10 protein-coding genes and 1 riboswitch are annotated in these 13,801 nt (G+C 71.9%); of the genes, 5 read left to right on the forward strand and 5 right to left on the reverse strand.

Translation table 11 applies throughout. From position 1 onward, the window contains the following. Positions 1-94: 94 nt before the first annotated feature. The gene (locus AC2XR2_RS27415; RefSeq protein ID WP_381301572.1) at positions 95-1,252 is read right to left on the reverse strand and encodes a C40 family peptidase; all 1,158 of its coding nucleotides are present in this window, start codon (positions 1,250-1,252) and stop codon (positions 95-97) included. Between the two features lie 8 nt (positions 1,253-1,260). Beyond that, a riboswitch (cyclic di-AMP (ydaO/yuaA leader) is annotated at positions 1,261-1,406 on the reverse strand. A 277-nt stretch (positions 1,407-1,683) separates the two neighbouring features. Between AC2XR2_RS27415 and AC2XR2_RS27420 the strand changes: the two genes are divergently transcribed. Both AC2XR2_RS27420 and pcrA read left to right on the forward strand, forming a co-directional pair. Next, the gene (locus AC2XR2_RS27420) at positions 1,684-2,763 is read left to right on the forward strand and encodes a ScyD/ScyE family protein (protein WP_381301574.1); all 1,080 of its coding nucleotides are present in this window, start codon (positions 1,684-1,686) and stop codon (positions 2,761-2,763) included. A 61-nt stretch (positions 2,764-2,824) separates the two neighbouring features. Beyond that, positions 2,825-5,308, forward strand: coding sequence for a DNA helicase PcrA (gene pcrA, locus AC2XR2_RS27425; RefSeq protein ID WP_491516554.1), 2,484 nt, complete (start codon positions 2,825-2,827; stop codon positions 5,306-5,308). 56 nt (positions 5,309-5,364) lie between these two features. On the opposite strand, the gene AC2XR2_RS27430 is transcribed toward pcrA, so the two are convergent. Both AC2XR2_RS27430 and AC2XR2_RS27435 read right to left on the reverse strand, forming a co-directional pair. Continuing rightward, positions 5,365-6,924 (reverse strand): M23 family metallopeptidase, encoded by a 1,560-nt coding sequence (locus AC2XR2_RS27430; RefSeq protein WP_491518508.1) that lies wholly within the window; start codon positions 6,922-6,924, stop codon positions 5,365-5,367. Between the two features lie 269 nt (positions 6,925-7,193). Next, positions 7,194-8,063: a lipase family alpha/beta hydrolase gene (locus AC2XR2_RS27435; RefSeq protein ID WP_491516555.1), complete on the reverse strand. Its 870-nt coding sequence runs from the start codon at positions 8,061-8,063 to the stop codon at positions 7,194-7,196. Positions 8,064-8,637: 574 nt separating this feature from the next. On the opposite strand from AC2XR2_RS27435, the gene icmB reads away from it, so the two are divergent. Beyond that, positions 8,638-9,054 (forward strand): coenzyme B12-dependent isobutyryl CoA mutase small subunit, encoded by a 417-nt coding sequence (icmB, locus tag AC2XR2_RS27440; protein ID WP_381301581.1) that lies wholly within the window; start codon positions 8,638-8,640, stop codon positions 9,052-9,054. Between the two features lie 203 nt (positions 9,055-9,257). Here the strand turns inward: icmB and AC2XR2_RS27445 are convergent, their stop codons facing one another. Together AC2XR2_RS27445 and AC2XR2_RS27450 are read right to left on the reverse strand one after the other, a co-directional pair. Then, positions 9,258-10,868, reverse strand: coding sequence for a DUF5691 domain-containing protein (locus AC2XR2_RS27445; RefSeq protein ID WP_491516556.1), 1,611 nt, complete (start codon positions 10,866-10,868; stop codon positions 9,258-9,260). Positions 10,869-11,025: 157 nt separating this feature from the next. Further along, positions 11,026-12,381, reverse strand: a complete 1,356-nt coding sequence (locus AC2XR2_RS27450) for an SWIM zinc finger family protein (protein WP_491516557.1) — start codon at positions 12,379-12,381, stop codon at positions 11,026-11,028. Positions 12,382-12,538: 157 nt separating this feature from the next. Between AC2XR2_RS27450 and AC2XR2_RS27455 the strand changes: the two genes are divergently transcribed. Next, positions 12,539-13,669: an ATP-binding protein gene (locus tag AC2XR2_RS27455; protein WP_381301588.1), complete on the forward strand. Its 1,131-nt coding sequence runs from the start codon at positions 12,539-12,541 to the stop codon at positions 13,667-13,669. Then, complete coding sequence (locus tag AC2XR2_RS27460) at positions 13,666-13,791, forward strand: hypothetical protein (RefSeq protein ID WP_491516558.1); 126 nt, start codon at positions 13,666-13,668, stop codon at positions 13,789-13,791. The genes AC2XR2_RS27455 and AC2XR2_RS27460 overlap by 4 nt, the downstream gene beginning before the upstream one ends. Positions 13,792-13,801: the final 10 nt, after the last annotated feature.

The following is a 13,801-nucleotide window of genomic DNA, read 5'->3' on the forward strand; positions in this document are numbered from 1 at the left end:
ATGCTAGGAAGCTCCGCGCCCCTCGGGAGCGGGGCGCGCACGCGCGCGTGGGGGAAAACGCGCGGGCGCAGGAGCCCCGCCCGCGCTGAACGGCTCAGGCCGGCCGCACCACGCTGTGGATCGCCGATTCGCCGTCGTAGTAGATCGACTCCTCGCGGACGTACGCGCCCGGCTTGGGGGCGTGGATCATCATGCCGTTGCCGATGTAGAGGCCGACATGGCTGATGTCGTCGTAGAAGAAGACCAGGTCGCCGGGCTGGGCGTCGGCCAGGGAGACCGTGGTGCCGGCGTTGACCTGGTCGTAGGTGACGCGCGGGAGGTCCACGCCGGCGGCCTTCCAGGCGGCCTGGGTGAGACCCGAGCAGTCGTAGGAGCCGGGGCCCGTGGCGCCCCAGACGTACGGCTTGCCGATCTGCGCGCGGGCGAAGGCGAGGGCCTTGGCGGCCTTGGTGGCGTACGAGGAGTCGGGCGCCGTCGACGTACTCGAACCGGTGGGACTCTGCGAGCTCTCCTGCTGGGCCGCCTGCTCCGCGGCTGCCTTCTCCGCGGCCGCCTGCTGCCGCGCCAGCTCCGCGGCCTTGCGGGCCGCCGCCTCCTGCTTCTCCTTCTCGATCGCCGCGAGACGGGCCTTCTCCTGCGCCGTCAGCTCCGACAGCAGCTCGCGCGCGTCGGCGAGCTTCTTCTGGACGGTCGCCTTCGCGGTTTTCAGGTCGCTCTGCGTCTCGGTGAGCGACTGGAGGCTCCGGGAGGCCTCCTGACGCTTCTTCATCGTCACCGACTGCTCGGTGACGTAGTCGTCGACCGCGCCCTTCTGACGGCTCGTGAGGCGGCCCATCAGCTGCGTCTGGTCGAAGTAGTCCTGCGGGGTGTCGGCGAGCAGGAACGTCGCGGTGTCGGGCGCGGCGGCGCCGGTGCGGTACTGCGCGGCGGCGAAGGAACCGAGTTCCTCGCGCGCCGCGTTGAGCTTCTCGGTGCGCTGCGCGACGTCGTCGAGGAGCGTGTCGACCTGCTTGCGCTGCTTGGTCGTCTTCTCCTTGGCGGCGTTGTAGCTGTCGGTCGCCGACTCGGCCTGGCGGTAGAGGTCGTCGACCTTCTTCTCGACCTCTTCGAGACTCGGTCTGTCATCGGCCGGCGCGGCGTTCGCCGACTGGGACAGCAGGGCCACGGAGGTGAGGGCGGCCGTCGCGAGGGCCGGGGTCCGTATGCCTGCTACGCGCGTACCAGCGGGACGCGACTTGCGGTGCGACGCCAAGGGAGGCGACTCCTTCCGTGCTCCGCCTACCGGGTTAGCTGTCGGGTTCGGGCGGGAAGGGTTGCCCTACGGCGCTCCCGCGGGCGGGAGTCGGCCGATTCACCCCGGGTTCGGTGGGTCCCCGGCTCCGGGCGCGCGGCGGCGCTGCGGACTCGGCGGAGGCCGCGCGGCCCGGCGACGTTCGCCGGTGGGGGTCGTACGGCCTACCGGGAACGGTAGCCAACTGGTGTGGCGCCTGTGAAGGTTGATGTTCGATATGCCCGATACATTTTCGTGACCTTGTTCCCGGGCGTCGCTTCACGTGATCAATCGGCAGTGGTCTGCCATGACTTGGGCGTATTTTCGCCGGAATTGCGGCGTCCGCCCGGTTTTCAGGTCTAGTTTCCAGCCAGCCGCGGTGGGGTGCCGCGGCAGGTTGGAGGGGTACGGCCATGAGAATGCGCTCAGGACTCGTCGTCGCCACGTCGGTCGCGCTCGCCGCCACCGCGGGCATCGCCCCGGCCGCGGCGACGGCCGGGCACGGCAAGGGCAAGCCGGTGATCCGCGTGATCGCCAAGGGCCTCGACAACCCGCGCCAGCTCTCCTACGACGACGGTCACGTGTACGTCGCCGAGGCGGGCCGGGGCGGCCGGAAGTGCGTCGGAGCGGGCCCCGAGGGCGAGACCTGCGTCGGGCTCAGCTCCGCCGTCACCAAGATCTACTGGGACGGGGGCGCGTGGAAGCACCGCAGGGTGGTGCAGGGGCTCCCGTCGGGCGCCGCCCCCGACGGCGGCTTCGCGACCGGCGTGGACGGCGTCTCGGCCCGCCACGGCGAGGTCTGGGGCGTGGAGACCTACGCCCCGCCCGAGGCCGGGATACCGACCAAACCGCCCTGGAACACGCTCGGCAAGCTGCTGCGGGTGCGCCACGGCAAGGCGCGGATCGCCGCCGACATCACCGCCGTGGAGCTGAAGCACAACCCGCACAAGGCGTCGGTGGAGTCCAACCCGTACGCCGTCCTCGCCCTCCCCGACGGCCGCAAGATCGTCGCGGACGCGGCCGGGAACGACCTGGTCGTCGTCTCGCGGCATGGCAAGGCGCGGCCCCTCACGGTCTTCCCGGACCACGACGGGAACCAGTCCGTGCCCACCTCCCTCGCCCTCGGGCCCGACGGCAAGCTCTACGTCGGCGACCTCAACGGCGAGGCGGCGAAGCCCGCCGCGCGCGTGTGGAGGGTCGACCCCTGGAGCGGGAAGATCCTCGGCTGGAAGTCCGGCTTCGGGTCCATCAGCGGAATCGCCTTCAACGACGACGGCGACCTGTACGTCAGCCAGCTCTTCGCCGGTGTCGTGACCAAGGTCTCGCACGGCAAGCGCACGAGTGTGAAGGTGCCGTTCCCGGCGGGCGTCGCCGTCGACCCGTACGACGGCAAGGTCTACGTCTCGGCCTGGTCGGTCGCGGACCGTGACGGCACCGTCCTGGAGGGCAGGAAGACACCGGGAGGCCAGGTCTGGAAGATCCTCGGGTTCTGATCCGACCGGATTCTCAGGGCGGCGGCGGGCTGTCAGTGGGGCACCCTAGACTCGGAGAGCGATGAGCAGCCTCTTTGACGACAGCTTCCTGGCGGACCTCCAGGCCCCTCGCGGGCACGCGGAGGAACCCCCGCCGCCGCCCGAGGACGAGCACGTACCGGAACCCGTTCCGGACGACCTGTTCGGCGGGAAGTTCGACGCGCCGCCGGACCGGGACGCCTACTACCGCGACGGCGCCCCGCGCCCGGTGGTGGACCCGGCCGCGCTCCTGGACGGGCTGAACGAGAACCAGCGCGCCGCCGTCGTGCACTCCGGCACCCCGCTGCTCATCGTGGCCGGCGCCGGCTCGGGCAAGACCCGCGTCCTCACCCACCGCATCGCCCACCTCCTTGGCGAGCGCCATGTCCACCCGGGCCAGATCCTCGCGATCACCTTCACCAACAAGGCCGCGGGCGAGATGAAGGAGCGCGTCGAGCAGCTCGTCGGCCCGCGCGCGAACGCGATGTGGGTGATGACCTTCCACAGCGCCTGCGTGCGGATCCTGCGGAGGGAGTCGAAGAAACTCGGCTTCACCTCGTCGTTCTCGATCTACGACGCCGCCGACTCCAAGCGTCTGATGGCCCTGGTCTGCCGCGACCTGGACCTCGACCCCAAGCGGTACCCGCCCAAGTCCTTCAGCGCCAAGATCAGCAACCTGAAGAACGAGCTGATCGACGAGGAGGACTTCGCCGCCCAGGCCGGCGACGGCTTCGAGAAGACCCTCGCCCAGGCCTACGCCATGTACCAGTCGCGGCTGCGCGAGGCCAACGCCCTCGACTTCGACGACCTGATCATGACCACGGTCAACCTGCTGCGGGCGTTCCCCGACGTCGCCGAGCACTACCGCCGGCGCTTCCGGCATGTCCTGGTCGACGAGTACCAAGACACCAACCACGCGCAGTACGCGCTGGTCAGGGAGCTGGTCGGGACGTCCGAGCACCCGGTGGACGTACCGCCGAGCGAGCACGACCTGCCGCCCGCCGAGCTCTGCGTGGTCGGTGACGCCGACCAGTCGATCTACGCCTTCCGCGGCGCGACCATCCGCAACATCCTCCAGTTCGAGGAGGACTACCCGGACGCGACGACGATCCTCCTGGAGCAGAACTACCGCTCCACCCAGACGATCCTCACCGCCGCCAACGCCGTCATCGAGCGCAACGAGTCCCGGCGCCCCAAGAACCTGTGGACCAACGCGGGCGCGGGCGCGCGCATCACCGGCTATGTCGCCGACACCGAGCACGACGAGGCGCAGTTCGTCGCCGACGAGATAGACCGCCTCACCGACGCGGGCGACGCGAAGGCCGGCGATGTCGCCGTCTTCTACCGCACCAACGCGCAGTCCCGTGTCTTCGAAGAGGTCTTCATCCGCGTCGGCCTGCCCTACAAGGTCGTCGGCGGCGTCCGCTTCTACGAGCGCAAGGAGGTCCGGGACGTCCTGGCCTACCTGCGCGTCCTCGCCAACCCGGAGGACTCCGTGCCGCTGCGCCGGATCCTCAACGTCCCCAAGCGGGGCATCGGCGACCGCGCGGAGGCGATGATCGACGCGCTCTCCCAGCGCGAGAAGATCAGCTTCCCGCAGGCCCTCAAGCGCGTGGACGAGGCGTACGGCATGGCCGCGCGCTCCACCAACGCCGTCAAGCGGTTCAACGTGCTGATGGAGGAGCTCCGCACGATCGTCGAGTCCGGCGCGGGCCCGGCGACCGTCCTGGAAGCCGTCCTCGAACGCACCGGCTACCTCGCCGAGTTGCAGGCCTCCACCGACCCGCAGGACGAGACCCGCATCGAGAACCTCCAGGAACTCGCCGCCGTGGCCCTGGAGTTCGAGCAGGAGTCCGGCGAAGGGGAGGAGACCGGTTCGCTCTCCGACTTCCTGGAACGGGTCGCGCTGGTCGCCGACTCCGACCAGATCCCCGACGAGGACGAGGACGGCTCCGGCGTCATCACCCTGATGACCCTGCACACCGCCAAGGGCCTGGAGTTCCCGGTCGTCTTCCTCACCGGCATGGAGGACGGCGTCTTCCCGCACATGCGCGCCCTCGGCCAGACCAAGGAGCTGGAGGAGGAGCGGCGGCTCGCCTACGTCGGCATCACACGCGCGCGTGAGCGGCTGTATCTGACCCGGTCCTCGCTGCGCAGCGCGTGGGGGCAGCCGTCGTACAACCCGCCCTCCCGCTTCCTGGAGGAGATCCCGGCGCAGCACGTGGACTGGAAGCGCACGGGTCCGACCGCCGCCCCCGCGGGGCCGGTCTCGGCGGTCGCCGCCTCGCTGTCCTCGTCCCGTTCCCGTTCCTCGGCGTCGGGCGCGTCCGGTTTCGCGACGCGCAGGACCGCGGAGAAGCCGGTGGTGGCGCTGGCCGTCGGCGACCGTGTCACCCATGACCAGTTCGGACTCGGCACGGTGGTCGGGGTCAAGGGCACGGGCGCGAACGCCGAGGCGACGATCGACTTCGGGGAAGCGAAGCCGAAGCGGCTGCTGTTGCGGTACGCGCCGGTGGAGAAGCTGTAGCCCCGACCGGAGCCGGGAAGCCGTAGCTCCGGAGAGGGGGAGGCTGGGCCCGAGGGTTACGTCGGGTCCAGCCCGTGGCTGCGCAGCCACGGCAGCGGGTCTATGGCCGAGCCGCCCGCCGGGTGCACCTCGAAGTGCAGGTGGGGGCCGGTCGAGTTGCCGGAGTTGCCGGAGTACGCGATCGGGTCGCCGGCCTTGACCGTCGTACCGGTGGAGACGCGGTAGCTGGAGAGGTGGCAGTACCACGTCTCCGTGCCGTCCTTCGCCGTCACGACCATCATGTTGCCGTAGGCGCTGTTCCACTGCGTCCGCACGGTGCCGTCGGTCGCGGCCATCACCGTGGTGCCGTACGACACCGGGAAGTCGATGCCGGTGTGGACGGACATCCAGTTGACGCCGGCCTGGCCGAAGTAGGCGCTCAGGCCCCGCTGGGCGACCGGAAGCGCGAACTTCGGGCGCAGCCGCTCCTTGCGGGCCGCCTCCTCCGCCGCCTTCTTCTTCTCGGCCACCTGCTGGGCCTTGAGGTCGATGCGCTCCTGGGTACGGCTGGCCCGGTCGGCGAAGTCGTCGGCGCCGGCCGAGAGGCTCTCGAGCTGGGTGTCCAGCTTGTTGTTCGCGGCGGCCGGCTTGACGGCGGTCGGGTCCGCCAGGGTCTTCGCGGTGTTCTGGTCGCCTCCGGTCAGCGTGCCGACCGAGGCGGCGGCGATCCCGGCGACACCCATGACGCACGCCGAGGGAACGGCGATCGTCAGCAGCGCGGAGCGCTTCGCGGGCGTACGGCGGCGGGAGCGGCCGGCGTTACGTGCGGCGACACGGGAGCCGGGGGCGGGTGCCGCCGCGGCCGGGGAAGCCTCCTCCTGGTCGTCCAGGAGCCGGCTGTCGGTGTCGTCGTGGACGGCGGGCATCTCGCCGGTGCCGGTGAGGGCGGTGTCGGTCGACTCGCCGTCGTGCGAGGTGTGTTCGGCGTAGCCGTCGCCGTAAGGATTCGCCTCGTCGTACGCGTGGCTTTCCGCGTAGGTGCGGCTCTCGTCGTACGCGTGGCCCTCGTCGTACCCGGTCTGCTCGAAGGCGCTCGTCGCCTGCGGGTCGGCCGTCGTGCCGTCGGAGTTCCACTGCGTGGCGTCGTACGCGCCGGTGTCGAAGGTCTGCGTGCCCCATTCCCATTGCTGGGTCGGGTCGGCCGGGGCGGCGGAGTGGTCGGGCTGCTGCCAGGTACTCGCGTCCCACTGACCGCTGTGGTCGGGGCTGCCCGACTGCGGGGGGATCGCGGCGAGGTGCTGGTGGTCGCCGCCCCACTGCGTGGCGTCGTACGCGCCGGTGTCGTAGGCGGCGTGGTGCTGGGCCGCGTACATGTCGTAGTTCAGGGTCTGGTGACCGCCGGTGTTCCACGTCGAGGCGTCGTACGTACCGGTGCCGTCGCCCGGCATGTTGCCGAAGAGCGGGTCGGTCTCGAAGGTGCCGGTCTCGAAGGCGCCCGTGGCGTGCGCGCCGGCGCTTTCGAAACCAGTGGCGTCGTAGCCGCCGTACGTGGTGAAGTCGCCGTACTGGGCCTCCTGGGTGCCGTACGACGCATGGGGCGACGAGTCGGCGTCGGAAGCCGGAGCCGGGGTGGTCATTGTCCCCGACGGGTGACGGTCGTTCACCAACTTCTCTTTCGCCTCGACAACAGGGGCTGCCAGAGCAGTGCGGCGACTGTACCCGGCGGTACGCGGGCGCGACAATCTTCAACTGGTTTTGGGCGCGCAGGAAACGGGCAATCGGACGTGTTTCGGGGGAGTGCGGGCGGGACTTTGGCTCTGTGTTCGATGGTTGTTCGATGTCGATGCGCGGTCCGACGGCTGTCGAAGAGCTGTCGGACCGCTGTGCCCGCCGGTCGATAAGACCGTTACGCCACGGTCAGTCCCCCTGTGCGGCTCGCCGTCTCCTCTCCGGGCCGCGCGGTGTCGAGCACCTGCCGTATGCCGGTCGCCACGGCGGGGTGCACGGGCAGGGCGAGATGTCCGATCCCGCTCACCCGGACGTTCTCCGCCCGCAGGTCGGCGTGATCGATGCAGGCGGTCTCCAGCGGGTCCATCAGGTGGTCGAGGTCGCTCCAGAAACTGACGAAGTGCGTACGGCAGCCGGGGGCCGGCCGGTCGAGTTCCTCCAGCAGCTCCGAGCCGGGGCGCATCTGGCGCACGATCGGGTGTGCGTTCGCCAGCGGCACCACCCTGGTGCCGGCGTGCGGGGTGCCGAGCGTCACCAGCGTGCGGACCCTGGCGTCGCCGCCGAGGCGCTGCACGTAGTACCGGGCGATCAGGCCGCCGAGGCTGTGCCCGACGACGTCGACCTGCCGGCTGCCCGTGCGCTCGCAGATGCCCTCTATGTGCCGGCCCAGCAGCTCCGCCGCGACGCGGATGTCGCAGGTCAGCGGGGAGTAGTTCAGCGACTCGATCTGCTGCCTGCCGTGCTGGGCGAGGCTGCGGCGCAGGAGGACGAAGACCGAGCGGTTGTCGATGAAGCCGTGCAGCAGCACGACCGGCGGCTTGGCCTCGGTCGGCAGCTGCGCGGCGCCGTCCTCCGGGGAGGGGAGCGGGGGCAGCGGGGAGCGGCGCTCCTGGGTGATGCCGGACGGGTAGAGGAGGAGATGGCCCGCGAGGATCGCGATCTCCAGGGCGGTCGCCTTCAGGAGGGCTACGGAGAGCCCCGCCAGCCTGCTGGGGAGCAGGCGCTGGCAGAGGGGGAGAAAAGGCAGCGCCGCCTTGGTGACCTTCATGGCCGACCTCCTGTCGGCACACGGGAGGACGGCTCCGTCCCCCGTGTGCGCTCGTGGGCAGTCGCGGCGAAGGTCGTCGTCGACGTCGACGGTGCACGAGTGGGGCGCGTGGGGTGGGTGGGGCGTGCGGCGCGGGGTTCCTGGGTCGCCGGAGGTGGTGCCGGCGGTGCCGAGGGGGTTTGCGGTGTGGGTGGTGCCTGTCGTGTGGGTGGTGATTTTCGTGCAGGTGATGTGTGTCGTGCGGGTGGTGCCGGTGGTGCGCCGGTGACGTCAGGGGTGCTCCTGTCGGTGTGGCGACGAGGCTCCCCGTTGTCGTGCCTTACCTGTCCTGCGTGCCCTTCGTGCCGTCGCCGGTGCGTCGCACCGCCGTGGCGCGCGGCCTGCGGCGCGGCGGTGCGACGACCTCGTTGCGGCTCCCGAACGTGTCCCACCATGTGATTTCCCCCTCGGTGACCATCGCGAAACTGCCGGTGGCGGTATGGCGGCGATAACGTTCGTTCACATTCCCGGTCTGTGCGGTACTAGTCGGTAGGAATGGATCAGGAATGGACGCAGTCGCTTCATGGAGGCAGTGATGGGTGTGGCAGCCGGTCCGATCCGCGTGGTGGTGGCCAAGCCGGGGCTCGACGGCCATGATCGCGGAGCCAAGGTGATCGCGAGGGCGCTGCGCGACGCGGGCATGGAGGTCATCTACACGGGCCTCCACCAGACCCCCGAGCAGATCGTCGGCACCGCGATCCAGGAGGACGCCGACGCGATCGGCCTCTCCATCCTCTCCGGCGCCCACAACACGCTCTTCGCGGCGGTGATCGACCTGCTGAAGGAACGGGACGCGGCGGACATCCTCGTCTTCGGCGGCGGCATCATCCCCGAGGCGGACATCCCGGCGCTGAAGGAGAAGGGCGTCGCGGAGATCTTCACGCCGGGGGCGACGACACAGGCGATCGTGGACTGGGTGCGGGAGAATGTTGGGCAGTCTGCGGGGGCGTAGGCCGTAGGTGTAGGTCGCGAGGCTGTAGGAAGCCTTGCGGTGGGATGTCGGGTGCGGGCCGGTGGGGGTTGGTCGCGCAGTTCCCCGCGCCCCTGGGTGGGTGGCGTCACGCGGGAGTCACGTCTTGGGTGGGTGCCGTCACGCGGGCCCAGCGGCGGGCGTGAGCGTTGCGTACTCGCCGGGCCGCATGACGTGACTCCACGCTAGGCGGCGCCCAGCTCTTCCGTCATCGCGCCCCGCAGTCGCAACGTCGTCACCAGTCGCTGGAACGCCTCCGCCCAGTAGCCCCCCGCTCCCGGGCTCGCGTCCTCGCCCTCGTCCGGCACCGCCATCAGGCCCTCCAGTCGCCCTGCCTCGCCGGGATCGAGACAGCGTTCCGCCAGCCCCATCACCCCGCTGAAGCTCCACGGGTAACTCCCCGCGTCCCGGGCGATGTTGAGCGCGTCGACCACCGCCCGCCCCAGCGGCGCGGCCCACGGCACCGCGCACACCCCGAGCAGCTGGAACGCCTCGGACAGTCCGTGCGTCGCGATGAAACCCGCCACCCACTCGGCCCGCTCCTCCGCCCCCAGCGTGCCCAGCAGCTTCGCCCGTTCGGCCAGCGACACCGCCCCCGGCCCCCCGGCCTCCGGCGCGGCCGGTACTCCGAGCAGTGCGCGGGCCCAGCGGGCGTCCCGCTGCCGTACGGCGGCCCGGCACCACGCCGCGTGCAGGTCGTTCCGCCAGTCGTCCGCCACCGGCAGCGCCACGATCTTTTCGGGTGTGCGCCCGCCCAGCCGGTCCGGCCACACCCCCAGTGGCGCCGCCTCCACCAACTGCCCGAACCACCAGGACCGTTCACCCCGCCCCGAGGGTGCCTTCACCACGACGCCGTCGCGCTCCATACCCGGGTCGCACTCGTGCGGCGCCTCGACGACGATCGTCGGCGTGGCCTCGGTGCGGTCGACGGCCAGGCACGCCCCGGCTCTGACCGCCATCCGGGCCGCCAGCGCCGAACCCGGCAGTGCCGACAGCAACTCCGCAGCCGTAGCTCGCACATTGCGGCTCCGGTCGGCGAGCGCCTGCTCCAGGAAAGGCTCGTCGTCCGCGCTCAGGCCCGTGCGCAGCGAGTCGAGGAACATCAGCCGGTCCTCGGCGCGCTCGGTCGCCCATGTCGTCGCGAGCAACTCGCGCGCGCCGGCGGCGTCCCGGGCCCGTATCGCCGAGAGGAGCGCGACCCGCTCCGCGAACAACCCCTCCTCCCAGAGCCGTCGCACCCCCGCGGTGTCCTCCGGAGGGGGCAGTGCCGTCCCGCCGCCCGGTGCCGCGCGCAGGGCGAACCGCCAGTCCGGGTTCAGCCGGGCCAGCCAGGTGGCCCGCGGCCCCGCGAAGGTCAGGGCCGCCGGGCGCAGGTCCGTACGGCCCCGGGCCGCGTCCAGCAGGGCGGGCAGCAGGTGCGGGGGTGCCGCGTAACCACGGGCGTTCGCCGTCGAGAGCCACTGCGGCAGCAGCTCCATCAGATCCGGTGCCGTACCCCTGCGACCCCCGCCGCCCGTGCCGGGCCGGTCGGCCAGCAGCATCGAGAGCCGGCGGTCCGCAGCGGCGGGGAGCGGTGGGCGCGGGTCCTCGGGCGCGGGCTGCGGGCGCTCCGCCGCGCGCGTGGGCCGCAGACCGGCGCGTCGCCGTACGGTCTCCACGGCCGCCGCGTCCAGCAACGCCGCCGGTGCGTCGGCACCGGGTGCGACGCCGGGCGGGGTACGGCGCGCGGTGCCGAGCAGCGCCGAGGTGACGAGCTCCTCCCAGACGTCCGGGGCGGGCGCGGAGGTCTTGTTCATACGGTTCCTTTCCGTCCGGTCGGGGCGGGGGCGAAGGTGGTCGTGCGGGTCCCTTCCGTCCGGTCGCGGGCGGGGCTGCTGTGCCGCACTGGGACGTCAGGCGGGGGCTGCTGTGCCGTACAGGCACGTCGGTTGCGGTGGGGCCGCGTCATGTCGGTCAGCACAGCTGCACCGCCTCGCCCGTCCCCTCCGGCCAGGCCGTCAGGGGGGTGAAGCCTCGGTGGCCGCACTCGCCGAAGACCTTGACCGGGGTGCCGCCCGAGAGGGCGACCAGGCGCCACAGGCCGGGGCGGGAACGGGCGGAGGGCGTGAGCGGCAGTGCCGAGTCGCCGTCGGCGTCCGCCAGTTGCCAGGAGTCCCCGTCCGGTGCCGGTATCACCCGGTCCAGGGTCACGGGGACGGAGTCCAGCCACGGATCGTCCCGCAGCGCCTCGCCGTAACGAGCGGCCGCCTGTTCGGTCGACACGCCCGGTGGCCGGGTCGCCGAGGGCGCGGGCGGCGCGAACTGCTCGCCGAGAGCCGCGCGCAGCTGCCCCGTGCCAGGGTAGGCGGACACCTCCGCCTCCAGCTCCAGCCCCACCGGCAGCGCCAACTCGGGGGCGCGGCCCGCAGCGCCGTAGGAGAGGAGCAGCGCGGTGCGGCCCGAGTCCGTGCCGTGCAGCCAGATCCGGCGGGTCGTCAGGCGGCTGTCCGCCGTGTCGTACTGGGCGAGGACCAGCCAGCGGTCCCGGAGCGGTGGACCGTCGGGCGAGGCGGGCAGGCCGATCCGGGAACGCACCGTCGACGCCAGTCCGTCCGGCAGCCGCTCGCGGCGCAGCCAGCCCTGGTCGAGGAGGTGGATGAGGGCGCACTCCTCCAGCAGCCGCACCGGCCAGCCGGGACCGGACGACGGGATCGCCCCCAACTCCCGCACCCGGGCGGCGAGTCCCGGGGCCTGGGCGTCGACCATGCGGGCCGCCGTCTCCTCCCACAGGCCGTAACCCGCCTGCTCCGCCCCCGCCAGACCGCCGCGCAGCAGGTCGGCCAGCCGCTGCTCCAGCTCCGTGGCACCCGCGGTGATCCGCACCGCCCGGCGCTCCGCCCTGCGCCGCGCCCCCTCCGGATCACCGGAACCGGCGGCGGCACCGGCCGCACCCGCCGCCCGCTTCTCCTGCGCCCGCTGCCTTCTCCCCTCTATCCACTGCTCCGCCCAGTCCGGCGCCGGCCCCGGCGGTACGGCGCCCTCTCCGCCCGCCCAGAGCAGCAGCAGCCCGAGCGCGTGCTTGCACGGGAACTTGCGGCTCGGGCAACTGCACTTGTACGCGGGCCCCGCCGCGTCCGCGATGTCGATGACCGTCTGATACGGCTTGCTGCCACTGCCCTTGCACAGCCCCCACACCGTCCCCTCCTCGGAACTGCCCGCCTCGGACCACGGCCCGGCCGCCCCGAGTTTGCTGCCCGCTTTGCGTGAGGCGGCGTCAGGAGCCAGTGCCAGCACCTGATCCGCCGTCCAGCGCACCCCCTGCTGAGTCATGCCATCGAAGGTAGATCCCCCCACTGACAATCGACCCCCGACCGACCGCCGCCCGGACCCCCGTGAGCGCGTTTCCGCAGGTCGGATCGCATTGTCAGTGGCGTGGTGCACGGTTGGTGGCAGATCCGAACCGGCCGAGCTGGAGGGGGCCTCAGCCATGACTGTGTCTGTTGAACCGACGTCCGTGGAACCGAAGCGCGGGGAGCCGGCCGAGGCGTTGCGGCCGCATGCCGAGGAAGCCTTCGCCGCCGAACTCGCCGCGCTGGCCGCGCAGGACGACCGTCCGCGCCCGGCCCGCTGGAAGCTGTCGCCGTGGGCGGTGGCGACGTACCTGCTCGGCGGCACCCTGCCCGACGGCACGGTGATCACCCCGAAGTACGTGGGCCCGCGCCGTCTCGTCGAGGTCGCCGTCACCACCCTCGCCACTGACCGCGCCCTGCTCCTGCTCGGGGTGCCCGGCACCGCGAAGACCTGGGTCTCCGAGCACCTGGCGGCGGCGGTCAGCGGCGACTCCACCCTGCTCGTGCAGGGCACGGCGGGCACCCCGGAGGAGGCGATCCGGTACGGCTGGAACTACGCGCAGCTGCTCGCCAACGGCCCGAGCCGCGACGCCCTCGTGCCCAGCCCGGTGATGCGGGCCATGGCCGAGGGGATGACGGCCCGGGTGGAGGAGCTGACCCGTATCCCGGCCGACGTCCAGGACACGCTGATCACCATCCTGTCCGAGAAGACGCTGCCGATACCGGAGCTGGGCCAGGAGGTGCAGGCGGTCCGCGGCTTCAACCTCATCGCCACGGCCAACGACCGCGACCGCGGGGTCAACGACCTCTCCAGCGCCCTGCGCCGCCGTTTCAACACGGTCGTGCTGCCGCTGCCGGAGAGTGTCGAGGCCGAGGTCGACATCGTCTCGCGCCGCGTCGACCAGATCGGACGCTCCCTCGACCTGCCGGCCGCGCCCGACGGCATCGCCGAGATCCGCCGGGTCGTGACGGTCTTCCGCGAACTGCGCGACGGCGTGACGTCCGACGGCCGCACCAAGCTCAAGTCGCCCAGCGGCACACTGTCGACCGCCGAGGCCATCTCGGTCGTCACCAACGGACTCGCCCTCGCCGCCCACTTCGGCGACGGCGTCCTGCGGGCCGGCGACGTCGCCGCGGGCATCCTCGGGGCGGTCGTCCGCGACCCAGCGGCCGACCGGGTCATCTGGCAGGAGTACCTGGAGGCGGTCGTCCGCGAACGGGACGGCTGGAAGGACTTCTACCGCGCCTGCCGCGAGGTGAGCGCATGACCGATGACGAGCTGTACGGCGGCGGGGGTGGGATCCGGATGGTCGGCGTGGGCCGGGACGGGGGCTGGATGGTCGGTGAGGACGACTCCAAGTGGCCTCGGAGGAAAGGGGGGGCGGCGTGACGGGGGTCGG

The organism is Streptomyces sp. LS-MS-L19 (genome assembly GCF_058382285.1).

Bases quoted from the DNA above. Each gene is read 5' to 3' on its own strand.
- AC2XR2_RS27420 (WP_381301574.1), top strand. From the start codon at position 1,684: ATGAGAATGCGCTCAGGACTCGTCGTCGCCACGTCGGTCGCGCTCGCC.
- pcrA (WP_491516554.1), top strand. From the start codon at position 2,825: ATGAGCAGCCTCTTTGACGACAGCTTCCTGGCGGACCTCCAGGCCCCT.
- AC2XR2_RS27430 (WP_491518508.1), bottom strand. From the start codon at position 6,924: ATGACCACCCCGGCTCCGGCTTCCGACGCCGACTCGTCGCCCCATGCG.
- AC2XR2_RS27435 (WP_491516555.1), bottom strand. From the start codon at position 8,063: ATGAAGGTCACCAAGGCGGCGCTGCCTTTTCTCCCCCTCTGCCAGCGC.
- icmB (WP_381301581.1), top strand. From the start codon at position 8,638: ATGGGTGTGGCAGCCGGTCCGATCCGCGTGGTGGTGGCCAAGCCGGGG.
- AC2XR2_RS27445 (WP_491516556.1), bottom strand. From the start codon at position 10,868: ATGAACAAGACCTCCGCGCCCGCCCCGGACGTCTGGGAGGAGCTCGTC.
- AC2XR2_RS27450 (WP_491516557.1), bottom strand. From the start codon at position 12,381: ATGACTCAGCAGGGGGTGCGCTGGACGGCGGATCAGGTGCTGGCACTG.
- AC2XR2_RS27455 (WP_381301588.1), top strand. From the start codon at position 12,539: ATGACTGTGTCTGTTGAACCGACGTCCGTGGAACCGAAGCGCGGGGAG.
- AC2XR2_RS27460 (WP_491516558.1), top strand. From the start codon at position 13,666: ATGACCGATGACGAGCTGTACGGCGGCGGGGGTGGGATCCGGATGGTC.